This window comes from Bradyrhizobium vignae, from assembly GCF_900324035.1.
GTDB lineage: Bacteria > Pseudomonadota > Alphaproteobacteria > Rhizobiales > Xanthobacteraceae > Bradyrhizobium > Bradyrhizobium vignae.
Genome location: NZ_LS398110.1, coordinates 6,518,735 through 6,542,966 on the forward strand (window position 1 = coordinate 6,518,735; position 24,232 = coordinate 6,542,966).

Annotated in this window: 18 protein-coding genes and 1 pseudogene; 5 read left to right on the forward strand and 14 right to left on the reverse strand. The window is 57.6% G+C overall.

Annotation, left to right across the window (positions count from 1 at the left end):
* Positions 1 to 578: 578 nt before the first annotated feature.
* From BRAD3257_RS31625 to bioB, 5 genes are all read right to left on the reverse strand, one after another.
* Positions 579 to 1,844 (reverse strand): adenosylmethionine--8-amino-7-oxononanoate transaminase, encoded by a 1,266-nt coding sequence (locus BRAD3257_RS31625; protein WP_122405137.1) that lies wholly within the window; start codon positions 1,842 to 1,844, stop codon positions 579 to 581.
* Complete coding sequence (gene bioD / locus BRAD3257_RS31630; RefSeq protein WP_122406861.1) at positions 1,841 to 2,476, reverse strand: dethiobiotin synthase; 636 nt, start codon at positions 2,474 to 2,476, stop codon at positions 1,841 to 1,843. Before bioD ends, BRAD3257_RS31625 begins: the two co-directional genes overlap by 4 nt.
* Positions 2,476 to 3,627 carry an 8-amino-7-oxononanoate synthase gene (locus tag BRAD3257_RS31635; protein ID WP_122405138.1) on the reverse strand — a complete coding sequence of 384 codons (1,152 nt, stop codon included), beginning with the start codon at positions 3,625 to 3,627 and terminating at the stop codon, positions 2,476 to 2,478. Before BRAD3257_RS31635 ends, bioD begins: the two co-directional genes overlap by 1 nt.
* A gap of 76 nt (positions 3,628 to 3,703) precedes the next feature.
* A complete protein-coding gene (gene panD / locus BRAD3257_RS31640; RefSeq protein ID WP_122405139.1) occupies positions 3,704 to 4,057 on the reverse strand; it encodes an aspartate 1-decarboxylase in 354 nt (117 codons plus the stop codon).
* Positions 4,048 to 5,103: a biotin synthase BioB gene (gene bioB / locus BRAD3257_RS31645; protein WP_122405140.1), complete on the reverse strand. Its 1,056-nt coding sequence runs from the start codon at positions 5,101 to 5,103 to the stop codon at positions 4,048 to 4,050. Before bioB ends, panD begins: the two co-directional genes overlap by 10 nt.
* A 113-nt stretch (positions 5,104 to 5,216) precedes the next feature.
* On the opposite strand from bioB, the gene BRAD3257_RS31650 reads away from it, so the two are divergent.
* The 4 genes from BRAD3257_RS31650 (at position 5,217) to BRAD3257_RS31665 (ending at position 8,446) form a co-directional block, all read left to right on the forward strand.
* Positions 5,217 to 5,852, forward strand: a complete 636-nt coding sequence (locus tag BRAD3257_RS31650) for a GntR family transcriptional regulator (RefSeq protein ID WP_122405141.1) — start codon at positions 5,217 to 5,219, stop codon at positions 5,850 to 5,852.
* Between the two features lie 136 nt (positions 5,853 to 5,988).
* Positions 5,989 to 6,273: a Dabb family protein gene (locus tag BRAD3257_RS31655; RefSeq protein WP_122405142.1), complete on the forward strand. Its 285-nt coding sequence runs from the start codon at positions 5,989 to 5,991 to the stop codon at positions 6,271 to 6,273.
* Between the two features lie 185 nt (positions 6,274 to 6,458).
* On the forward strand, positions 6,459 to 7,853 hold the full coding sequence (gene pabB / locus BRAD3257_RS31660) for an aminodeoxychorismate synthase component I (RefSeq protein ID WP_430648837.1): 1,395 nt from the start codon (positions 6,459 to 6,461) through the stop codon (positions 7,851 to 7,853).
* Entirely contained in the window at positions 7,850 to 8,446 is a 597-nt protein-coding gene (locus BRAD3257_RS31665) for an anthranilate synthase component II (protein ID WP_122405144.1), read from the forward strand. Before pabB ends, BRAD3257_RS31665 begins: the two co-directional genes overlap by 4 nt.
* 94 nt (positions 8,447 to 8,540) lie before the next feature.
* Here BRAD3257_RS31665 and BRAD3257_RS31670 read toward each other — a convergent pair whose 3' ends face one another.
* Entirely contained in the window at positions 8,541 to 9,164 is a 624-nt protein-coding gene (locus tag BRAD3257_RS31670; RefSeq protein WP_244607767.1) for a hypothetical protein, read from the reverse strand.
* A gap of 1,214 nt (positions 9,165 to 10,378) precedes the next feature.
* Here BRAD3257_RS31670 and BRAD3257_RS31675 point away from each other — a divergent pair.
* A pseudogene (locus BRAD3257_RS31675) lies at positions 10,379 to 11,167 on the forward strand (S1/P1 nuclease); the annotation flags it as partial.
* Positions 11,168 to 11,882: 715 nt separating this feature from the next.
* Here the strand turns inward: BRAD3257_RS31675 and BRAD3257_RS31680 are convergent.
* The 8 genes from BRAD3257_RS31680 to BRAD3257_RS31720 all read right to left on the reverse strand — a co-directional run bounded on the left by BRAD3257_RS31680 (position 11,883) and on the right by BRAD3257_RS31720 (position 22,756).
* Positions 11,883 to 13,223 (reverse strand): glutamine synthetase family protein, encoded by a 1,341-nt coding sequence (locus tag BRAD3257_RS31680; protein WP_122405146.1) that lies wholly within the window; start codon positions 13,221 to 13,223, stop codon positions 11,883 to 11,885.
* Complete coding sequence (locus BRAD3257_RS31685; RefSeq protein ID WP_122405147.1) at positions 13,223 to 14,509, reverse strand: ATP-grasp domain-containing protein; 1,287 nt, start codon at positions 14,507 to 14,509, stop codon at positions 13,223 to 13,225. The genes BRAD3257_RS31680 and BRAD3257_RS31685 overlap by 1 nt, the downstream gene beginning before the upstream one ends.
* Positions 14,506 to 15,375, reverse strand: coding sequence for an EamA family transporter (locus BRAD3257_RS31690; RefSeq protein WP_244607768.1), 870 nt, complete (start codon positions 15,373 to 15,375; stop codon positions 14,506 to 14,508). Before BRAD3257_RS31690 ends, BRAD3257_RS31685 begins: the two co-directional genes overlap by 4 nt.
* 162 nt (positions 15,376 to 15,537) lie before the next feature.
* Positions 15,538 to 16,323, reverse strand: coding sequence for a gamma-glutamyl-gamma-aminobutyrate hydrolase family protein (locus tag BRAD3257_RS31695; RefSeq protein ID WP_244607769.1), 786 nt, complete (start codon positions 16,321 to 16,323; stop codon positions 15,538 to 15,540).
* A 29-nt stretch (positions 16,324 to 16,352) separates the two neighbouring features.
* Positions 16,353 to 17,411, reverse strand: coding sequence for a dhydrorhizobitoxine desaturase (rtxC, locus tag BRAD3257_RS31700; protein ID WP_122405150.1), 1,059 nt, complete (start codon positions 17,409 to 17,411; stop codon positions 16,353 to 16,355).
* A gap of 31 nt (positions 17,412 to 17,442) precedes the next feature.
* Positions 17,443 to 19,920: a 2-aminoethylphosphonate--pyruvate transaminase gene (locus tag BRAD3257_RS31705; RefSeq protein WP_162500425.1), complete on the reverse strand. Its 2,478-nt coding sequence runs from the start codon at positions 19,918 to 19,920 to the stop codon at positions 17,443 to 17,445.
* Positions 19,921 to 21,287: 1,367 nt separating this feature from the next.
* Positions 21,288 to 22,562, reverse strand: coding sequence for a nodulation protein NoeE (noeE, locus tag BRAD3257_RS31715; RefSeq protein WP_122405153.1), 1,275 nt, complete (start codon positions 22,560 to 22,562; stop codon positions 21,288 to 21,290).
* Entirely contained in the window at positions 22,559 to 22,756 is a 198-nt protein-coding gene (locus BRAD3257_RS31720; protein ID WP_122405154.1) for a hypothetical protein, read from the reverse strand. Before BRAD3257_RS31720 ends, noeE begins: the two co-directional genes overlap by 4 nt.
* Positions 22,757 to 24,232 lie beyond the last annotated feature (1,476 nt).

Sequence of the window (24,232 nt, forward strand, 5' to 3'; positions counted from 1 at the left end):
GCGCCTGGAAGCGGTTGACGCATTTCTTGGAGCAAAGGGCCGTTCGCCAGCAGTAATAGCGAATCAGCCCAAACTTTCCGCCGCATATCGCGCAGCATGTGGCTGAATGGTCGAGTGAATTACGGAAGCCAATGTGCATTCTCGCCTCCTGTCAGACATTCACTTGGGAAGCCCCGCTACCCTCTCACCGCGGCACCACGATCGCACCAAAGGAGCGGCCGGCCGACGGTCCGTCTCAATGGCCTTGCAGAGCCTGACTGTGATTGCAGCGATTGCGGCTGCCTCACGAAGCAGTAATTTTCGCAGAATGCCTCGCCGAGAAGCTCAAGATAATGGATTTCTCCGCCGTGATTACGGCAATTCGCCCCGGCATTTCGGCCAAATGCTGCGCGTCTCATGGCTAGTCCGCAGGATTGCTGCGGCAGTTGGATCAGGAGCGAGTAAAGCAACTGCTTAAAGCACGATCAGCCTGCGAGCCGTGGGCGCTGCATCCCCCTTGCATTATCAAACGGCAGCAATACGGACGCTTCCGCCTTGCAAGACCCTGTCACAGCAGACGATTGCAGCACTGATGCACCTCACATCAGCAAGTCAGCAGCGTCGCGGATGGCAGCATAGATTTCATCAAGATCGGCCGCCGTCACGCAGTAAGGCGGCATCACGTAGATCGTATTACCAAGCGGGCGTAACAGCAGATTCCGCGATTGGAAGAAAGCCAAAAGCTTCGGCCCGATGTCCGCCAGATAGCCGGCATCGCTCGTGTTGAGTTCAAGCGCTGTGACTGTTCCTGTGCGCCGGACGTTTGCGAACCGTGAATCGTCGCAAAATGGCGCGAGTGCCCGTTCTTGCATCTTGGCCAAGGATGCGACCCGCCGGCGATAGTCCTGATCCTGCCATAGGTCGAGATTGGCCTTGGCGGCGGCGCAGGCCACTGGATTGGCCGTATATGAGCTCGAATGAAAAAACGTACGCCTGCGATCTTCCGAATAATGCGCATCGAAAATATCGGCACGACACAGTGTGACGGCGAGCGGCAGCGCCCCAGCCGTGAGGCCTTTCGAATAGCAGGCAATATCGGGCGTGACATCGGCCTGCTCACACGCAAATAAGCTACCCGTCCGGCCCCAGCCCGTCATGACCTCGTCGGCAATGAACAGGACGTCGAAGGCTTCGCAGATCCGCTTCATCTCCCTTAGCACGGAGGGAGAATACATCAGCATTCCACCGGCACCCAATATCAGGGGCTCCACAATAAAGGCTGCGGGATGTTGGTTTCGACAGGCGTTTTCAAGCGCATCGAGCGCTATTTGCTCACGATCTCTTGCCGGGAACGGAATCGAGGTCACCTCGAACATCAGCGCCCCGTAGGCCGCATTGAAGACGCCTCGGCTACCTACCGACATCGCCCCGATCGTGTCGCCATGGTACGAGTGCTGCATCACCACGATTTGGGTTCGCTGTCTTCCGGTATTGTACCAGTAGCCGAGCGCCATTTTCAGCGCGACTTCGACGCTGGTTGACCCGCTATCGGAGAAGAACACATGTTCGAGCGCCGGGGACGTCACCTTCAATAGTTCCGTCGCAACTTGCTCAGCCGGTTCGTGAGTGTATCCGGCGAAGATGATCTGGTTGAGCTTGCCTGCCTGTTCTCGGATCGCGTTCACGATGCGTGGATGGCAATGGCCGTGGGTCACGACCCACCAGGAGGAGATTGCATCGATAAGGCGTCGGCCATCTTCGGTGTAGAGATAAGCCCCCTCTCCCCGCAGCACCTTCGTCATGTCCTGCTGTAGAGCATGCTGCGTGAACGGGTGCCAGATTGGCGACCTCTTGGCCATCTTCATAGGTTCAGGAAATCACTGCCAACAAAGGAGACTTTGAAAGCGGCCTGCAGCCCATCGTTCGTGAGGGGATCAAGCCACGGGAGCCGTCCCAACCAACGCACTCTCCCGATCTCGCAAACCGCGCTTTCAGTTTCTGCGTTTCTTTCGCCAATGAACGCAATTCCAAGGATTCGAATCTGACGCTTCCGCAGAGCCTCTATGGAGAGCAGAGAGTGATTGATTGTGCCCAGTCCCGTCCTTGCGCAAAGCACGACGGGAAGCTGCCAGCGTTCGAAGATGTCGATGTAAAGAGTGCGCGCTGCCAGCGGCACCATGAGCCCGCCGGCGCCCTCGATCACGAGTGGCCGCTCACCCTTGTCCGGCAGTCCAAGTGTCTCTGTGTCTATGCGAACGCCGTCAATCTCCGCGGCGTAATGGGGCGAGGCAGGCGTCCGAAGTCGATAGAGCTCCGGGACAATGCGATCGGACGAGAGGCCGCCGAGGCGCAAGACGCACTCGGAATCGGTCTCTTGTTCGAGTCCAGCCTGGACCGGTTTCCAGTAATTCGCGCCGAGCAGGCCAGCGAGTCCTGCGGAAAATACCGTTTTGCCGACCCCGGTGTCCGTACCGGTCACGACGATCCGATTATTGATCAAAACGACCCCCTCGTCACCTCAACAAGCGCATCGAGCATTGCGCACACGTCCGCTTCCCCAACATTGAGCGTCAACGAAATTCGCAAACGGGCGGTGCCTGCTGGGACGGTTGGCGGCCGAATTCCGCGGATGTCGAAGCCGCGCGCCTGCAGAGCAGAGGCAATTCGCATTGCATGAGCATTGTCACCGACGATATACGGCACGATCTGAGAGGTCGACGGCGTGTGCAAACCAAGGGAGGTGATCTGCCGATGCGCGAACGCAACGAGCTTGGCCAGCCGTTGCTGCCGCTCCGGCTCCTTCTGTAAGATGAGGAGTGCCTCTCGAACGGCAACGGCCATCAATGGTGATGGGGCAGTAGTAAAAATAAATGGACGGCAGCGGTTGACCATGAAATCGCGCAGGATGCCGGAGGCCGTAACAAGTGCACCCGCCGCACCGAGCGCTTTGCCGCAGGTATGAACGACGATGAGATTGTCGCGCCTGTCATAAGGAGCCGTGAGCCCTCGTCCCTGATGCCCGTAAGCACCTGTGGCATGAGCCTCATCGACGATCAGAAACGCGTCATGGCGATCGGCGATTGCCACCAGCTCTTCGAGTGGAGCGAAGTCGCCATCCATGCTGTAGAGACTTTCGGCCACAATCCAGATGCGGCCCGCTCCACCTTTGGTTCGCCACTCGCGAATTGCGTCTTCGACTGACTGGGGATCATTGTGCGCGTGAACTCGGTACTCTGCGCGGCCGGCTCGCGCCCCTTCGTGAATACTGGCGTGCACGAGGGAATCGAGAACAAGCAGATCGCCGCGCTGCGGCAGCGTTGTCAGGAGGGCAAAATTTGCGATGTAGCCGCCTCCAAAGAAAAGCGCCGCCTCCGCGCCAAAGAACTGAGCCGCTTCCGTTTCGAGCCGTTCATGCTCCTCGAAATTGCCGCGCAGAAGCCGCGACCCGCCGGCGCCAACCGGAGTGCCCGCCTCAAGCGCGGCGACCATCGCCTCTTTGATGCACGGGGCGCTCCCGAGCGCCAGATAGTCGTTGGATGCGAAATCGATCCCCACGCGCGGCCTGAGGCAGCGCAGCCGTTTATCTTCGTTCAAGGCCTTCAGCGCTGCGACGTAGGGACTAAGTCTAGCTGTTTGGATTGACCGCATTCATCTCTCCCAAGATCGCATCAAGTCACGTAAAAGATCCGTTGGCCGCTGAAGAAGGAAGGATGGCCGTTGAGGCTCAACTTGCCAGGATGCGATTGTCTCGGTCCACACGCACAATGCGTGGCTTGAATATCTTTGCTTCGGCCGCGTCGAATGAGGCATATGCAACGATAATGATCTTGTCTCCGGGCATCGCCAGTCGGGCGGCCGCACCGTTCAGGCTTATCGTGCCAGACCTCGGCGGCGCCTCGATCACGTAGGTGGCAAAGCGCGTTCCAGTTTCGACATTGTAGATTTCGACGCGCTCGTTGATCACTATTCCTGCTGCCTCCAGGAGCGTACGATCTATCGAGATCGAGCCTTCATAGTGCAGATCAGCTTCAGTCACTGAGGCGCGATGGATTTTGCCCTTCATCAAAGTTATCTGCATTTCTCGCCTAGGCTGGATGTAGGGGCAACATATTGCGCGCACTGCTTCCCGCCGGCGAGCCCGGACGTGATGCCGAGCCGGGCCAGCAGATCCGCATCGCGATCAACTCTCGGGTTTTTGGTGGTCAAGAGCACGTCGCCGATGAAGATCGAATTTGCGCCAGCCAAGAAGCAAAGCGCCTGCAATTCATCCGTCATGTATTGCCGCCCGGCGGACAACCGAACCACACTCCGCGACATCATGATCCGCGCGGTCGCCACCAGCCGGACCAGCGCGATCGGGTCGGGAGGTTCCGCGGTGTCTTCCACCGGCACCCCCTCGATCTTGTTCCATAGGTTGATCGGCACGCTTTCGGGATGGCGGGGGAGATTGGCGAGCAGCACGAGCATACCGAGGCGGTCCTCGACCTGCTCGCCCATGCCGATGATCCCGCCGCAGCAGATCTTGATGCCGGCATCGCGCACATGCGCCAGCGTATCGATGCGGTCCTGCAGGCTGCGGGTAGTGATGATCTTGCTGTAAAACTCGGGGGATGTGTCGACGTTGTGATTGTAGAAGTCAAGGCCGGCCTCGGCGAGGCGCGTGGCCTGGTTCGGTGTCAGCATACCGAGCGTGACGCACGTTTCCATGCCGAGTCCCTTGACCGCATTGACCATGTCGCAGACGGAATCGAGATCGCGATCTTTTGGAGTGCGCCAGGCCGCGGCCATGCAGAAGCGCGTGGCGCCCGCATCCTTCGCGCGCCGCGCGGTCGCAACCACATCGGCGCAATGCATCAGACGAGTCGCTTTCAGGTGGGTTTCGTAATGCGCGCTTTGCGAGCAGTAACCGCAGTCTTCCGGACAGCCGCCGGTCTTGATGCTAAGCAGGCTTGCACTTTCGACGTGGTTTGGATCGAAGTGCTTGCGGTGAGCGCGCTGCGCCTGAAGCATCAGGTCGGCAAAAGGAAGGTCGTAGAGCGCCTTAGCCTCCTCGAGGTTCCAATGATTATGAACCTGCGCCCCGTCGCCTGTTTCCTTCCGTTGGATTTGCGCAGCAGCATCCATAACCTACCCCGCTCAATTGTAGATAATCGCGTGAATTATCTATAGTCATCGCTCTCCAAGAGATGCTAATCGAGCTGCCTCGCAAATGCACCGGTTATTGCGGTAGATAATCTATGATCGCTGCTGACAACATGACGACCGTCGCGCGCATCGCGGACTCGATCGCTGAGCGCATTATCAGCGGCGCCCTAGAGCCAGGCGCGCCACTCCGCCAGGATCACGTTGCACGAGAATTCAATTCCAGCCACGTCCCGGTGCGCGAGGCCTTTCGGCAGCTGCAGGCTCAACATCTTGTTGTCGCTGTGCCGCGTCGCGGTGTTCGGGTTGCCCCGCTCGATACCCGGTCAGTGAAGGAGATCGCCGAAATGCGCGCCGCGCTGGAAGTGGTGGCATTGCGCCATTCGGGGCCTAGGCTCACAACAGCTCATTTGGCTCGGATCGAGCTCGCTTTGATCGAAGGGGACAATGCAAAGACGATCGAGGAGTTTGAGATGGCCAACCGCGCCTTTCACCAAGCCTTGGTCGCGCCGTGCGGAATGCCGCGTCTGCTCGCGAGCCTTGACGGACTGCAGCTTGCCAATTCTCGATTGGTGTTCGCGATGGCGCGATCGGTGGGCTGGCGACCGCGCTCAAATCAAGATCACCGCCTGATTCTGCAAGCCTTGCGAACGCGCAACATCGATCAAGCCTGTAACCTGCTCACGCGGCACATTCAAACCATTGAGCGGCTTGCCCTTCCGGCGTCCTGACCAATTCTGGCCACGATCCATTGGGGATCGCAGACGATCGCAAGCGACGAACATGCAGCAAGCGACTAGCCTCATTGCAAGGGGCTCTATTCCCAGATAGTTGTGCCACCCGCTAGCGACATCTCCACGGACAGCCATGATTCGTCACATTGTCTTCTTCAGCGCCAAGGACGAGACGCATATCGACCAGATTATTGAAGGTCTTTTGCTTCTCACCACGATACCACATGCGCGCCGGCTTGAGGTTGCCCGCAACCGAAAGACCGATCAGCTCGGCAACGATATCGACATCGTGGTCTATGGTGAATTCGACAGCGAGGCGGAGCTCGCAGCGTACAAAGCGCACGATCTCTACGAGGAGTCGATTAAACGGGTCCGACCGCTCCGCGAGCTGCGGTTCGCGGCCGACTACAATGTATGATAGGTGCCCCTTTCGCCTCGCCGGCAGCATGAGCAAGGTGCTGCCGCAGCACAAGTCCACCGCCGGATAACCTTAGCAATCGGCCTCAATGTTCGACCCATCGCAGACGAGAGTCGTTCTTATCGGGTGGGGCAACAGATGGAACGGCACTTTCACGACGTCAGCCGCCGGTGATCGATAAGCCGATGTACGTTTGCGAATTGCAGTGGATTGAACCTGTCACAGCGATGCGAGGTCTCGCGCATCGGTCGCATCTCACGTTTCTCGATAGCGCAGCAAGGCACGACCTGCTTGGGCGCTACTCATATCTAACGTGCGACCCCTTCAGCACCTACAAGGTCGCGAACGGCCAAGGCAGTTGGAACGGACTAACTCTTCAGGGCGATCCATGGATGGTCCTTCGCACACTACTCGCGAAATACCCGCAAGAGCATCATCCCGATCTCCCGCCGTTCCAGGGTGGAGCGGCAGGCTACCTTGCCTACGACATGAACAGGACAGTGGAGCGATTGTCTGCGCCGGCAATTGCCGGCATGGGTTTGCCCCAATCCGTCCTGCATTTCTATGACGTGGTCATCAGCTTCGACCACCGGGATAACAAATGCTGGATCGTCTCGACCGGATGGCCTGAGCAGGATCGCGTGAGACGGAGCGAACGCGCGCGTCGTCGAGCCGACGAGTTTGCAGCATTGCTTGCTCATCCAACGGCGCCCCAGAACGGTTGTGACGGCAAAGCGGGCGCATGGCGCTCGAACTTCAGCCGCGAAGGCTACGTTGCGGCGGTACAACGCGTGATCGACTTCATCCTGGCTGGTGACGTGTTCCAAACGAATATTGCGCAGCGTTTCAGTGCCCGCCTGTCGACCTCGTTTGATCCGCTCGCCTTCTACTGTCAGCTGCGATCATTGAATCCAGCGCCTTTTGCGGCCCTGCTGCGATGGGGAAAGCTGACCATTGCATCGAGTTCGCCGGAACGATTCCTGAAGCTTGAGGGGCGACATGTCGAGACACGACCCATCAAGGGCACGATCGCGCGTTCGCCTGATTCGAAGGAAGACTACCGCCGTGCGGCTGCTCTCCTCGCTTCCGAAAAGGATCATGCCGAGAACACGATGATTGTCGACCTTTTGCGAAACGATCTGTCACGCGTTTGCACTGCACATTCGGTCGAGGTTCCGGCCCTGTGCAATCTCGAGTCCTACGCCTCGGTGCACCATCTCGTGTCGATCGTTACGGGGGAACTTGCCGGAAAGGAAGACGCCGTTAGCCTGCTCCGTGCTTGCTTTCCGGGCGGCTCGATTACGGGAGCGCCAAAGCCGCGGTCGATGGAAATTATTACAGAAATCGAGCGCATAGCGCGAGAGGTCTATTGCGGGGCGATTGGCTTCATCGGGTTCAACGGGCACATGGACACAAATATTGCGATCCGCACCGTCACGATTGAGGACGACCTGGCTGTGTTTCATGCCGGCGGCGGTATAACGGTGCTGTCCGATCCCGAGGCCGAATACGAGGAAACGCTCGCCAAGGCACAACGACTCTTTGCTGCATTCGGTTCTGAACCAGCTGGTGCATTTTGATTGCCATCATCGATAATTACGATTCCTTCGTGTTCAACATTGCACGCTATTTCCGCAAGCTGAGTGAAGCAACGGAAGTAATCCGGAACGACGCTATCAGCATCAGCGAGCTCGTTGGTCTCAAGCCGCGCGCGGTGGTCATATCGCCCGGCCCCTGCACCCCAAGGGAGGCCGGAATATCGACAGCAGCGGTCCGCGAATTTTCAGGACGCGTACCAATTCTCGGCATCTGCCTTGGACATCAGTGTATCGCGAGCGTTTTCGGAGGGCGCGTGGCGCGTGCGCATCGGCCCATGCATGGTCGGCGCTCATACGTTGCGCATGACGGCCGAGGGTTATTCAAGGCGCTGCCCACCCCGCTTGACGTCGGCCGCTACCATTCTCTTATCGTCGAGCTTGATCGTTCATGCGGGCAGAACCTGGCAGTGACAGCGCGCTCGGAGGAAGGCGAGATCATGGCCCTCGCGCACCGCGATCATCCCACCTATGGCGTCCAATTCCATCCCGAGTCGATCCTTACCTCACAGGGGCACGTCCTGCTTATGAACTTCTTGCGACTCGCAGAGGATTTCCGAAACCACGCGGAGGAATGAGAGCTGGGCCTGCCGGTCAAATGGTGGACCGTTGGTTTCCGCGTCCTTACGTCGTTGGAAGGCGCAGCGTCATATAGCAGGCATTTTGTGTCAATCAGCGCTGTTTCGTGCTCGGCTCCGCAGTCAGCGGCGCGCCTCCCACAGAAACCGGACCTTGCGGTTTGGGCGGGCGGACGTCTCTCTTGGCCGGCTTGGATGTGGTGCGCACGGGTGGCGGAGAGGAGGCGGGAGAAGGAGAAGCAACAGGCGCCGGATTCTGCAGCTCCTCGATTCTTTGGGTCAGGGCTGCGATCTGATCCGAGATCCGCTTTAGATCGGCTTGTTGTGCATCGACGTTGCGATTGAGCTCGACCAGTTCATCGGCTGTCTTCTGCTGCCCCGATTGGATCCCTAAAAGAACGGCCCTATCCTCAGCTGACAGGCTAAGTGTGGGAGGCTCGACGTCATGCGCCGGCGGCGCCTCTGCAAACGCTTCGATATGCGTCCACAAATAGGCTCCTCCTGCGCAAAAAGCGAGCGATACGGCTACCAGAGCAAAGATCCACCGAAAGCCTTTTGAGGGTGTCTGCAAGACAGGCGGCAACTCCGATGTTTGGGATTGATCCATCACAGCCCCTCTCATCATTTCGATCTGCTTCTGTTGTTCTCGTTGCCGCGATAGCAGAAGATGGTCAAGAGCTGCCGCACGCCGCAACACCCGCGGCATCGTTTTCAGCAATCTTGTCCCACTTGATCGGGTCGGCGCCTTTACGAGAAACGCATTGCGCTCCAGGTGGTGAGGTAAATAGTGAGGGCCGGTAGACGGGCTTACCCTTGAAGCACATTCATACCTGCTTGCTCTTAAGGCCACCGAAAGGTGCGCGTCGGGGATTTGCTAGGTGAGCCTCCAGCGCTCCTGTGCCTAATTGTTCGATCGATAGTTGCCGTGCCGAAGTTGACCTGACGCAGAAATGCTGCGCAATGCGCGCAAAAACGCGTGATGCGAGCGCTATCATAAGCCTACCTATATCTTTCGATGGATGGGGACTTAGTGGTCGACTGTACGAAACCGAGCCAGGAGATCAGGTCGGCCATTCAGAAAGGCAGCACTACGTGCGAAAACGGAGCGTTTTGCGGAAGCGGATCCTTGCGGAAGCCTGAGCAGATCATCCGCGACCGTCGGGCCTCCAAACGTGGAAAACCATACCAGCCCGCTGCCCGGCTGCGTCAGGTCGCGCAGAGATCCTAGCGCGCCAACGGCCGATCGCGAGATCTAAATGAAAGCAAATGCGAGCAGGCTAGAGCAAAGGAGCGCGAGGCCCGCGGCGGTCAGCGCCAACAGGCTGCCGGACACAATGTCATGATTGTGCATGGATCGTCCTTCACGGCGCCCGGAAGCAGCGGATGGGCGGCTGCCTTCGCGGTGAATAGCCAATCACTAGATTACTACTCGAAACCGCCGCACTATTCCTGCGGCCCTCAAGGGAAAATGCATTTTTGGAGCGCAATCATCCCGCTGCTTGGCGGCTACCGGCGAGAACGAACGAATATCAAGATTTGTGAGCCTTTTGCTCGCCAATACGTTGTATGCGATAGATGCCCCGACAAAGCCGCTCCTCCTCCAAAGGCACGGGATGTGAGTCGTTTCATAATTGCGATATATCGTTTCGGGTAATCCTTGTTGCATGCGCGTTCTCCTGATCCTCCTGGCGGCTCTAACGATCATGTTGGCGGCACGCGGCCAGCACCAGAATGCCTTCGTGCCACGCCCGACGGCGTCCATGCCCCCGGTCGACGTGCCGTAACCCAAGCACCTGACTCTGTCCTCAAATGACCTGAAGCATTTCATCAATATCGGGGAGCAATTAGTGACACGGCTCGGACTCATATTCGCGATCTGCACTGCCGCCTTTGTAGGCAGCACATCTTTCCGCACTTGCCTGGGGGCAGCTAGGTCATTCTGTCATTGCGGAACTGTCGCAGCGGCACTTAAGCCCGGCTGCACAGGCGAAGCTCAAGGAGCTGATCGGTGACACTTCGCTGGCCGCCATCTCAAACTGGGCGGACGACTATAAATTCACGCCGGCAGGAAAGAACACCTATCGCTGGCATTTCGTCGACATCGACATCGAACGGCCGACATATGACGTCGCCCTTGACTGCAAGGATCAAAACAATCAGGGAACCTGCATCGTCCAAGGTCTTCCGGCGGCTATTGCGATCCTCAAAGACAATTCGCGCTCTAAGGAAGACAGGTTGCGCGCGCTGAAGCTCGTTGTCCATCTGGCTGGCGACCTGGAGCAGCCGTTGCACGCAAGCGAACACAATGGCGATCAAGGCGGTAACAGACTTCATGTCATCCTGCACGCGAAGCGGTCCGACGGCACGTCATATACACGCGCGTCGACCTTCCACAGCATGTGGGATGACTCTCTGGTCGATCTCCAGGCATATTCGTGGGGGAGTTATGCTGATTCACTCGATGCCGATCCGCTGCCGACAGTCGACGCCCCGCCCTATGATGATGCACGAGTTGCCGCGTGGGCCAACGACACGCACGCCTTGGGTATAAGAGCCTATCAGTTACTGCCGGCAGGAACCCCGGACCACAACGATTCGAGCCACCCCGTAGAGATCAGCAACGATTATGCTGTGGCTATCAAAGCGGAGCTCGATCGCGAGCTGGTAAAAGGAGCCGCGCGTCTTAAAGCTATTCTGGAGGATGCATTCGGCAGTTCATAGATCAACTGTCAAATTTTGGTCGGCCGCAGCAAAACCCTCCCACAGATCTCCAAACCGATTTCACACGATCAGTGTTGGCTGCCTTGTACACTCGCACCCGCGCGATATGCCAGGGACCGTTCTGGCGATGACGTCGACGGCTTGAAGGCAACCTTGTCGTATGGTCGCGAACGCACCGCGCAGCGTTTCTCGCGCTCTCATGAACTTAATCGACCCACGGTGATGGGGACCTCTTCTGGCTGGCAATTCAGAGCACCGCGCGAAGCGCGCACCGGTCAGCGCCGATCCACGCCAGCCTCGTCGTGGTCGGAGGCGGCTAGCCTACCGTCTACTGGCGCTGTCCTCTAATGGATGCTGCGCCTCGCGTCCTGCGAGGCTCCGCGGCTCGGCCACACTGTCGTGCATCACGGGCCTCTTCGGCTCGTCCTCTGAGCAAAATGCATTTGCCTTCCCTCCTGAAAGCCGCACACGTCTTCATTGATACGAATGGAACCGGCCTTGTTCGCTGCTAGGATTACCTAGCATCGCAACAGAGCAAACGCGGTTGCTGCCACAGAGCAGGTAACAGCAGACCTCCTCGTCGCTCCAACGGCCCTCACTTAACGAGTAACGCACGTCTGCTCTCATGAAGTCCAACATCCGCGGCTCAGACAGCCACAACAGCCCGGTCGCACCGGCCAAAGGAATACGGTTCAGAACTGTCGAAAACCTCAAGCTAAATAATCTCGAAGTATCTCCGACGTTCAAAGTCAGTGACCCGATGTTGAACGGCTTCCCACTCCCAACGACGTGAGCAAGAAAACGTTTCAACAAACCTTTCTCCGAAGATATCACTGGCTGCTGCAGACTGTGCAAACCGAGATGTTGCCTCTGATAGGTTTTGAGGCAGTCTCGCGGACGGACGACACATCTCCACGCTTGCATCACCGGCGATAGAAGACGGTAGCGCCGCACCCGTCTCGACCCCCAATATTCCGGAACCAATCGCACCTGCCAGCGCGAGATATGGGTTCGCGTCTGCGCCAGGCAGCCGATACTCCAAGCGATGGGCAGATGGCTGCCCCGGAATGGCGCGAACCGCGCAGGAACGGTTGTCAACTCCCCAGCTTGGACAGATTGGCGCCCAACAGCCAGGCACCAATCTCTTGTAGCTGTTGAAGTTCGGCGCAGCGAGCACACAGAACTCATTCATGTATTCTAGCTGTCCGGCGATGAATTGACTCATAAGTTTCGAGACGTTGCCGAACGCATCACCGTCGTAAAACGCATTCTGACTATCCGAGGACATCGAGATATGAATATGGCCGGACTGGCCGGGCCATTTCTCGGAAACCTTGGCCATGAATGTAGCCATCATGCCTCGCCTTTGCGCCCAGGCTTTTATCATCGACTTGAATATGGTTGCTCGATCAGCGGCTTCCAGCGCATCACAATGACGAAGCGATGCTTCGACCACGCCAGGTCCCGTTTCAAAGTGCAATCCGCTGAGAGGTGTTCTAGCCTTCTCACAAAGCGCCAAGATCTCGTCGAACAGCTCATGTTGCGCGACAGAGCGCGCAATCGAGTAGCCGAACGGGCCGCGCGTTAAAGGAGCCCATTCGCCGAACGGCTTTTCTTCGATCGTGTCTGCATTCTCCTTGAACAGCATGAATTCAAACTCGAACCCGGCAGTGCAGCCGTATCCGTGGTCAGCAGCCCTTCTCAGCACCTTCCGCAGAATACCCCGCGGGCAGATGCTCTCATGTGCGCCCGTGAACTCCGCGAGGTAGAGATACTGATCGCCGACAAGAGACACTGAACGGCCGGTGCCTGACAGAATACGCAGGTCAGCATCTCCGAACGCTGATAGCGGCTTTTGCGTGAAACTGGCCGGAATAACCCGATCCGAACAATCCCACGCCAGCACCGCTTCAGAGAACTTGATAACTTTATCTCCAACCGAGAGATCTTCACCCAATACGTGTTTTCCTCGCAAAACGCCATCGAAGTCGCTTACGCCGACCATCGCCGCGCGGGCTGGATTTGCTCCGGTCAACCTGGCACCAGCAGTTGGCATTAGTCGCGATCCTGCGTCACTAAATCGAACACCTGGTCCATCCGCATTGCTCGCAACTTGCGATAATCATCCTCAAGCTGAGTCAAATCGCTATTCACGAGATAAACGATGCCAGGTGTCGACGCCAAGTCGATCGTGGGAACCAGCTTTTGACCAATTGGAACGAAGGCGATGGCATCCGCGAAGCTCGGAAGCTTGCGGATTGCTTCGAGCCCCGGGTAACCGGCAACGACACCGCCCATATCTGAGATCAGCGAGACGCAAAGTGCGGGGGCCTGCCGCTTGTACGGCCCGCGCCGCCTCATATATTCACCAAAGCCCTTGGGATCTGCGTAGCGCCAGGCCGTCAGGGTCATATGATTGTGCCCCAACGCCATCGTTCGTGCTCTTGCAGACATGGTCCCTTGAAGCCTCGCTCCGAAGTCCACCAGAACCGGTCCCCGATGATCGACGATGATCTCAGCATGAGCCGGTCCGTCGACGATCTGTAGTGCCTGCAACGCACGCACCAAGTAGTCGGACAGTTCCTGAACGATTGGTTCGCTGCCGTCCAACAATCTCTCAAGTGAGCAGACCGATGATGCCCCATCAATCGGAACCGTGTCATAGGTCCAGGCCTCCGTAACGAAGGCTTGCCCGTCGATCGAGACGGCATTCACGGTGTATTGCTGGCCGTTTATTTTTTCTTGTCCAAGGGCAAAACGATTCAACGCTCCGATACGGTTCGTCTTCCCGACAATTGTGCTTAGAGCTCGCTGAATATCTTCTTCTTTCGAGCAAAAGAATACGTCTTCGGTACCCGTACTGTTCAGAGGCTTGATCACGATCTGATCGAACTTCGCTTCACGCTTCCAGCTCGCGATCTCTACTGCACTGTCGGACACGACCTGTCTGATCGATCGCACGCCTGCAGAGCTCAGCGCGCAAGACAATCGCGCTTTGTCACGCCGAGCAGCGGAAAGCGCGGTCCCATTTGATGGTAAGCCAAGCCGCTCCGACAGAGAATCGGCGAGCTCAACTCCGGTCTCGCACCCCGCGATTACGAACTCCAAGTCCCTCCCGTGGAGAGACTGAAGATGATATTCAACGATTTCGTCATAGCCCATCCGCTCGTTGGGGCGAATGACTTCACCATAAAGATCCGCATTGAAATGCGACTGGAATATGGGCGGTATCTGTGCAGCCGACATCACATGGACCGTTCCAATTCCATAGCGCTTGAATTCTTCCGGTAGATATCGCCCGGTAGAGTATGCGTCTACGATTACACAATTCCGTTGCTTCATGCGGATCTCCGATACTGCAAGTAGATGTTGCCGACAGCGACAGCCGTAATGAGAACGTTTCCAATGAACGTATGTGACGAAGGCACGATGCGAGAATCGAAGTACTGGAATAGGAAGGTGATGACAGGGGCGCTGGACAGGACCATGTTGACGGTGAACGGCTCTAAGCGGCGAATGCCCTGCTGGATCAAAAGCAAAGGAACAATGATCGTCGACAGCCCAATTGTTGCGATCGCAAACCAATGCTGCGAGATCTCGGGCACGATAGATGAATGGTCGACCAGTCCCAGCAGCAAGAGGATCGTTCCATAAAAGCGATGCGCCAGGACCTGTCGGCCAGAAAAACCACGGTCGAACAGAAGTTTGACAAGTATATTTGTAAGGGCCAGCGATAGGCCGGCCACGATGGCCAAGGCGATGCCAAAGGACGATCGAGGCCCCCACTCCACGCCTGCGTTGCCGCTGGCCGAGATCCAAACCATGTAACTCCCGATAGTTGCGATCGTACCGCTCACGACAATATCGGATGCTGGAGGGACACCCTGGCGCCTGATCAGTGCGTTTAACCACACTGTTGCGGTTGGCCCCAGAGCCACCATGAAGGCGACGACAATCGCAGGTTCAGCGTATTTCAGTCCGATAAATAGGCCGATCCAGCTGATCGCTGTCACGGCATTAAGCGCGACGAAGACCAGCAGCGACCAGTTCGCCACCGTTGCCTTGCCTCTCTCGTGGCGAGCCAGCAGATTGAACGTCAGACAAACCATAGCGAAGGAGAACAGGAGCGCGACGAACACATCCGCCTGCTGAAAATACGACGCCGCATAAACCTCGCCTGCCGCGCTCACGACGACATAAAGCGCCACAAAGAACACCCCTAGAGCGAAGGGACTCGTTAATCGCCCAGTTTTCCTGTGCCCGCGAGGCGGCGCGCGACCCTCGCAGGACCAGGCGCGTGCATCGGTTCCGAAGGACTGTCCTTTCGGCCCGCACGGACCACGTTTGGTTTGAAATGTCACAATCCGCCTCTAGTTCTTCTTAGTCTGGTGGTACCCCACACACGCCTCTCCAAATGCCTTGAAGAGTTGCTTGCTGAGGGGATCGGTTGAAACGTGCCATTCGGGGTGCCATTGCACACCGATTTGCAGCGTCGGGGCGCCAATGACCGAGGCCGCCTCGACCAAACCATCGGGCGCCCACGCCTCGGGCCTCAGCGCTGGGGCAAGCGCCTCGATGCCTTGGTTGTGCAGCGAGTTGACTTGCGCGTCGATCGTCCGCGCGATTGGAAAGAGCGGGCCATCGGAACATATCCTGACGCTGTGCGCGGCGTCGTACTGGCGGTCTCTTGGACGGTCTGGCTTCTCGGCATGCATCGCGCCACTTTCCGGGCTCCACTCGGCAAGCGATGAGCGGAGCGTGCCGCCGAAATAGACGTTGAGTTCCTGAAGCCCACGGCAGATGCCCAGAATAGGCATTCCGAGCGCGATAGCGCTCTTTATAGTTACGGCAGAGAGCCTGTCCCGCGGACGGTCGAGGATCCCAACCTCAACGTCCTGCCGATCCGCGTCCGTCAAGTACGCAGGCGCTCTCAGGACGGCCGGGTCGATGTTCGATTCATCACCCGTCAACACCAAGCCGTCGAGCCGGCGCATGATCGCCGGGGCGACCTCCTCCCTCGCATCTTCGGCGTCGACCGTCGGCAATATGACGCAAGCCACTCCCGCATGACGATGGAGTGCCTGCAAGTACTTGCGCCGCAACCAGTCGCGATGCACACCATCGATCAGAAGACGGTTTGAAGTGACGCCGACCACGGCTCGGGTGCTCTCTGGCCGTAACAACGTCACGCGACCTGCCCTCGGGTGCGAACCTCGGCAAGGGACTGCTCATACAAGCGTCGATTTCGCTCCTTCAACTGAGCTATGACGCTAGGTTGACCTTGAGGTCCCTTGACAAAGAGCCCGCCCCAAGTCGCGGCAACCTTCGCGTAGTTCGGATCCTGCATTCGGATTTTCTGAGCTTTGCGCAACAGCCAAAACGGGATACCGGGCGAAAGGTGATGCTCAAGGTGGTACTCATCCAAATTCTGCCCAAGGATGGCCCGCTCGAGGAAATTTCCTTTCCGATTCCGGGTGAGATAGACGTTCTGCGTCTCGGTTTCGCACATAGGTGAGTGCTCGGCGAGCTCGATAAACCAGCCGAGGACCTGAAACGTGGTGAGATAGGGCACGATCCAAAACAGGACGACGATATGGAGCAGCCCAACAGCATATGAGCCGCCCAGGATGGTGACCCAGAAGAGATAGAAGCCATACTTGTCGATAAGTATGCCGGAGCGGCTCTGATCATCGACCTCTGTGATCGAAAATCGATTGGTCCAAAGATACTTCAGATACGCCACTGTCGCGCCACCGAAGATCGGCTTCCAGATCATGTTGAAAGCGTACCGCTCCGGGGGCTGCACGTCGTAAACGCCGCTGGCCAGGAAGAACTTCAGGTCGGGATCCTTGTCCGGGTCTCCAAGATAGGGATGATGCAAATAGACGTGCGAGATCCGGTAGGCCCAGTGGCGCTGGAACAACGGATAGGAGGCGAACAGAATGCCCAGCACGTAGTTCCAGGTCGTGTTCTTCGCGAGCGTGCGGTGAGCCGCATCATGAGCGATGGTTGTCAATCCGCGCTGATAGGCACCAATTAGAATGACGGCCAGCGGGTAGAGCCACCATGAGACCGACACAGTCGCGAGCGTGCACGCTGTGATGACAGCGTAATCTTTGGCAATATAAGCAGCTCCCGTTATGTTGTCGGGTCTCAACTCGGAGAGCTGCTTATTGATCTCTCGGCTGAATTGAACGGCCTCATAGCGTGATGACCTCAATTTCCAAGCTTCTGCCTGATTCATGAGAACCTCCTCCTGATCGCCTTGCAGGTTGTCAGATTGCGGAAAGCGCCTTGTCCAGATCGCGCAGGATGTCGTTGACATCTTCGATGCCGACGCAAAGCCGGACCGAGCCGCCAAATATGCCGGCGGCTTCGCGCTTTTCCCGCGGGACGGTGGTGTGGGTCGTCGAGACAGGATGGGTCACGAGCGTGCGGGCATCGCCGACATTCGAAACGTGATACATCAAGTCGACGTTCTGGATGAACTTGCGCCCGGCTTGTTCGTCCTCCACTTCGAACATGACCATCGCCCCGTGCCCGTATGCAGCATTGAGTGTCTGTTCGACGGTTTCCCGATCCGCGCCTTCAAAGAGCCCCGGGTAGAAGACACGGCGCACTTTAGGATGCTCCTTGAGAACGTCGGCCACGATCCTGGCATTCGCGCAGTGCTGCTTCATGCGAAGTGGCAGCGTTTCAAGCCCCTGGATTAGTTGAAAGCTCGCAAACGGGGCGATCGCCGCGCCGGTATCGCGCAACCAGGTCATGCGAGCCTTGAGCAGGAACTCGCTCTTTCCAAGATCGTCGACATCGCGCACCGCGTTATGCCAAACAATTCCGCCATGCGCATCGTCGGGACGATTGAACAAGGGAAAGCGAGAGGCTCCCCGGTAGCTAAACTCGCCGTTGTCAACGATCAGTCCGCCGAGCGTCGTACCGTGGCCGCAAATATATTTCGTTGCGGAGTACGTCGTAATCGCAGCGCCAAGATCTGACGGCCGGCATACCAGTGGCGTTGTCGTATTGTCCACGACCAAAGGCACGCCGTACTTTCGGCCGATCTCGGCCAGCTGTTTGACAGGGAGCGGAACCAGACAAGGATTCGAAATCACCTCTCCGAACAGACATATCGTGCGATCATCAATGGCACGCTCAAAGGTCTCGGGCTTTCGAGGATCTGCCGTCCTCACGCTGATCCCAAGGCGCTTTAGTGTGTTGTGGAGCAGGTTCCAGGTATTGCCATATAGATACGGAGAGGCGACGACATTGTCCCCCACTTCGCCACTTGACAGGTTGACGATAGCAAGGAACGTCGCCGCTTGACCCGACGCAACCGCGAGCGAGTCGCTTCCCATATCAACGGCGGCGTAGCGCCTTTCCAACGCGCGGGTCGTCGGATTGATGATCCTTGTGTAGGTGAACCCATCGGCCTTGACGTTGTAGACGTCGGCAATGTGGTTTAGATCGCCATCGAGCTCATAAGCTGTATTCTGGTAAATCGGCACTGCGACGGCTTTCGTCGCTACGTCACGTCGATAGCCCGCATGCAGAACAGCAGTCTCAGCCGAGAACGGCAGCTGCGTTTCTTTAGCCGTTCGAGCCGGCATATTTGCGCGAGCCGCGCATGTCTCTTGCGCCGACATCGGCGCCACCGACCGAGCCTGGCCGGACCGGAAATATGTACGAAAGGCGCACCCCAGCTGCTCGATCCAGCTTGATCGGATTTCTCCAATGCAACCGATGCGGAAACTCCGCGTCGGAAGATGCAGCTTCGAGTAGACGTAAAGGTTGTGAGCCGCCAAGTGGCGATACAGCCCATCAAATCCTGCCTGGTCCACGATTCCGGACGGCGCACTGAACGCGACGCAGACCGGCGACAGCAACTCCGTGGACAGCAGCGGCGACACTACTCCTTCGAGTTCTTTGACGAGATCGTCCCTGATCTTCTCATACCTGCGGCGCCTGGCATCAATTCCCTCCTCGTGCAGAATCTCCAAGGCCTTTGTCGTTGCCTGAACAATGTGGGTGGGTGGGGTCGATCGCCACTCACCAGTGCGCTCGAGCGAGAGCCATTGATCTCTCACGTCGAGCACAAACGACCTCCGTTCTTGAACCGCATTCTCGAGCAGCTCGCGAGACGCAATGACAAACGCTACTCCCGGCGGCCCTTCTATGCACTTGTTGCTCGAGGTGACCAGGACGTCAGCTCCACGCTGGCGCAGATCGATATTAAGGGCGCCAAAAGAACTCATCGCGTCGACGATGGTCTTTACGCCACGTCGCCTCGCCTCCTCCACGATCGCGTCCAGCGGATTGACGATTCCGGTTGTCGTCTCGCAATGCACGAAACATAGGTGCGTAACGCCAGGATTTCGGCTCAGATACTCACCAATTTCTTGAGGATTCAAAGGATCGGTCGCTCGCTTGACGAGCTTCAGCGCTTCGACGCCCCACAGCCTCAAGATTCGCAAAATGCGCTCGCCATAGATGCCGTTTATGCAAACGAGCGGCCTGTCGGCTTGGGACACAAATGAAGAGAGAGCGGCTTCCATTGCAAAAGAGCCGCCTCCCTGAATAGGCACCACCGAATAGTCCTCAGAACTTCCCAGCAAGTTGAGCATCAGCCGCCTCATGCAGGCGGTCACTTCCTTGAACTCGCAATCGCGCGATGCGAGATCAAGCTGCATCTGGCTTCTGACCGCCAGCGATAACGACAATGGACCAGGCGTCAGCAAAGAGCGCTGTCTCGTCAAACCATTCCTCCTCAGGTTGTAGTGGTCAATTGATCTGGGGCCACCAGGGAGCTCCTGTGGCGAGCATCGACTTTCTCGGTCAACAGCTTCGGGGCAGGCGCCATACGCGGGCGCGTTTCGCCTCGGCGTCCGAAAACCCTGCCGGATGCCAACCTCCGTATCTCATGGCAGATACGGAGCGAGCGCTCCTAAAGCTCATCACTGTTGCCATTCACGCCTCTCAGAAATTGGCTTTGCGACCGCCCCCTCGAACGCAACTGGCACCCACGCGCGCTCTCATCCAGCCACGGATGTGCCGGGTTGAGCGCGCTCGCCTTTTGCGTCGCGACGCGGCAGGTCGACCGACCGACTTGCGGTGAACCTGCCCTATGCAGGCAAACCTTGACCTTACGGAACGATGCAGTCGGATGTCATCGCGCCTGGGAGGCAGATCAAGGCATGGCACACACGGTGATCGTCGTTGGCAGCGGGAGTTTGATGCGCGGGCTTGAGGCTTGATGCATTCGCACTCCGTCACTCATTGGAGGGTTTCGGACGCTGATGACTGTCCCGTCCATTTCAAAAGCGTACAACTTGACGCTAGGGGCGTTTCAACCCTCTCCGGGCATTTTCTTGCGTGAATTTTTGCCGACCGTACCCGCATCTGCCCGCGACAAGCCGACGCAGACAGCAGCGTGCGGAGATTCACAGCGAGCTATGACTACTTTGACAGTTCAGGACGCTCGGCCTCCCGCCTGCGAGCGTGCTACCTGCAGGTGAGTGATGGCTCAATCTTGCCGTTCACGTACGATTCCTCGCCAACCCCCAAATGAAGGTACCGAGCTTAACCAGCTCGCCGACGAGATCCTCCTGTTGCTGGTGTTGGGAAACTGTACGCCCTCGTCGCACATGAGTATCAAGCCCTTGCGCTTGAATGGATCGGCCCTCTGGCTGCGGTCGCATCCGCCTCGAAGGCAATTGAGCGAACTCGGATCACTGACCGTTTCGGAACGATCTGTTCGACAGCTTTAGGCTAGTCTTTTCCGATCGAAGCACAGCATGAGCGGCCGTTTGAACTGGGCTACCACATCACGCATGATTTCAATCGATTGAGCTTCGAGGCGGCCCAGATGTTTCGGCAGCATATATCTTCAATTCGGTGCAGCATCTCTGCCCTTCACCGTTCTATGGCTCCAGCCCGGAGTGGGAACATCCGCGGCGGAACGGCCGGCCAGTGGCGCATGGCTTGTCCAAAGCCCTGTTGGACAGCAAGCATATCTGTTGTGCCGCTGGTGCGGCCGGCGCCCGCGTCACACCTGATCGGGAGAACAGCTCGTACGGGTCAAGGATCTTGGCTAAATTACCCGACGTGTTTGGCTCGAAAGCATTCAGATCGACCTAGGGGTATTGAGGATCTGCTCAAGCCGCGCGACCTCGCCTCGTAACATCGCGATAGCCGCGTCGCGGTCGCACATGGCATCCAGCCTCGCAGCTCGATCAGCTTCTGACGCCAATAGCGCCTGTTGCAACTGGACAGCCATCGAAGTGGCCAGGCGCAAATTCTCCTCAACGTTGGCGCCTGATGGACCGTTCGCCTGGCGCACCTTGGAGATGTCCAACGCCGAGGGACTTTTCTCCAAAACGCTCCGAGCAGTGTGGACCGACTCTCCGGCGTGAGGGGGGCCGGAGGGTTCTCCCGCCTTGGCACTTCGAAAATCCCACCAGACTCGGAATAGCCGACGATAGAGCTCAGTTACCTCCCCTCCCCTATCCAGGACTCCGGCCTGCTGTGCATGCAGCAGTTCTTGCTCATACCCGAGTTCTACCAAAAGCTCGGCGCCGACCAGATCAGTCACGGTTTGCATCTCTTCGACGCTCAATTGAGATCGCCATGCCTGGACAGAGTTTTGGTCGACCGCGTTTCGTTCCAGGATTTTTCGGTCTCCGAAGCTGCTGGATCTAAGATAATCTGCTTGTGGCATCGCTGCAGGTGCGACGGCCGCCGGATCACAGCCTAGCCCCCTCAATAGACGCCGGATTTCCTCGTCCGGATGCGCCACGAGCAGTTCGTATTGCACGACCTGTGTCTGCGGGCGAATGCGGTGCGCGGCGAGCTTGGGAAGGCCTAAAACCAGATCGGCGAGTGAAGATATGATGACGTCGGGCAGACGAAGCATGAGGTCGACGAGAGTAGAGACGCTGACCGGATGCGAGCTTTCTGCCTGGAGTGGGATGCCCCACGTTGATTTCAGTGAAGCGGCGATTGCATAGGGATTGCGCATCAGAAGGAGGTGTGGCGCTTCTGGATATACAGATTCAAGAAACTCAAGCGCCGTCCAGTAGCGTGGTGTCTTGTCTATGATGATGCGTTTGCCTGCTTTTGCCAGATACTGACCGTATGCTGCATCGGCAAAAGCGCGGCTGACGATTGTGCGATCTATCCGCCCCAGGAATTCCGAGGTCGCGGCCTCAATCAGTGAGCTGCCCGCCGGATGGCGCTGGTCCACCCAGCCAAATGCTTCAAGCGCCAGCATCAACCAGGGTTCAGGCGGAGCCACAATGTCTGGATGGTGCTGGAGCAAATGCGCCAGGAGTGTCGTCCCGGATCGTGGAAGACCGAGGAGAAAGCATACTCTAGGGGAGCAGCCAGAACATCCGTTCATTGTTCAGACCCTCGTCCTTGAAACTCGAACCATGTCGGTGCTCGCTCGAACAAGCCAAACAAACCCAGCCGCAGGATCGCGTGGGCAAGCGCTTGCGTACAAAGCGTCAAAACGGCAAGCATTTCTCTGCCACTCATGACTTCAGAGCCGTTCAGTTCAATCGATCGGGCGGGATCACGGAAGAATAACTGCATTTGCCTCCTCGATTGCTCGACCTCGAAACGAAGTCAAGCGGCACTCAATTACACGAATATTGATTGGGGATAGGATATGGGAAGGTTGCAAAAACTATACGTACGTTTGCTGAAGACCGCCCGCGGCACACGGAAGGTTATTACGTGTAGTTACAAGCTGCCTGTTAATGGGCCATGGAACCAGCAAATGCGACATGCATCTCGCTGATGCTCGGCATACGCCAACGAAGCTCGGCAAAAGAGCGGGCAACTCGGCGAGTGCGGCAAAGAAGCAGACCACATGGCGGACATCTCATGTGCCAGCTGAATGCTGCCGTTGGTCCGTCAAGACACGGAGCCATAGCCCCGGGCAGCCTGTTGTTGCGCACAAGCCCATTCCTCCAAACTATACCACGGGTTTGACTGCCTGCTCTTGGGAGCGTTGCCTCTCCCCTAATCGGCGCCAACGGAGGCTTGTAAAGGATGGAACCTGACTTAAGATGCCTCCGGATTTACCTGATGAAGCAAGCGCGCTTGGACGCATCTCTTCTGACGGAGACGAGATCGTCGGGCGGTTCATGTGGGAGATCAGATCGATCCATGCGTGTCTCGAAGAGCTTGCCAATCAAAATATGCTGGGCACCACTTGGCCACGGTGAACGATCCTGATGGGTGCCACCAATTTGGGCAAAGAAACGGGGGTACAGGTCAACCTGCTGTCACGAATGATGCACGTCGACCCTTCCTTCGTAACCTACTCAAAGCTGCTAGAGAAACACGGTTTTCTTGCGGCATGAGTCCTTCGTAAGGATGTGCGGATCGTGCTAATGTCGCTAACGGCCATAATGAGCAAGCATCTCGCGTCGGGACAGGCAGCGCAGGATGAGCTCGCTTTTGACGAAAGCGGCGTTGACCGATCAAGCGAGTTCATTGCCAAGCGTGCTAGAGTGAGGCGTCGCGTGGCAGGAGTCCGCTCTGGCATTCAGAAGACCAAACCACGATTGTCAGAAACGGAGCTCGCTAACCAATGAGTCTCCCATTCTTCGAATACGTCTTAAAGCAGCGCGGTCGAAGGTGGTTGTGGTCCCTTCACGACGCTGAGGGCGCGCAGGTGATGATGGGTTCAGGACGTAACCGCCCCGCCGCCATCTATCAAGCTAACAGAGCGCTTTTTCAATTGCTGTTGAGCGCGCCATATCGCCCAGGAGCTCGACCTAGCCGACAGGCTCGGCGAGGCCGGCTTACACCCAAACTTTAGCTGGCATGAGCTTCGAGGATGTCCCCATTCGCGAGTTTGTTTCCATTTGGCTAAAGCGGTCAGCCGATGTGTTCGGCCCGGCGCTGCCTCGCCGAAGCTGAAGAAGCTGATGCCCGAACGAAGACTAGATTCGACCCGGAGGGGTTTCGTCTGCGACTGGTCAGCTTCTCGAGTTAACGCGCCTAGGACTGGGTTGGCCCCATCGCATGTGCTCCCGGACCGAGCGGCTTTATCTTCAA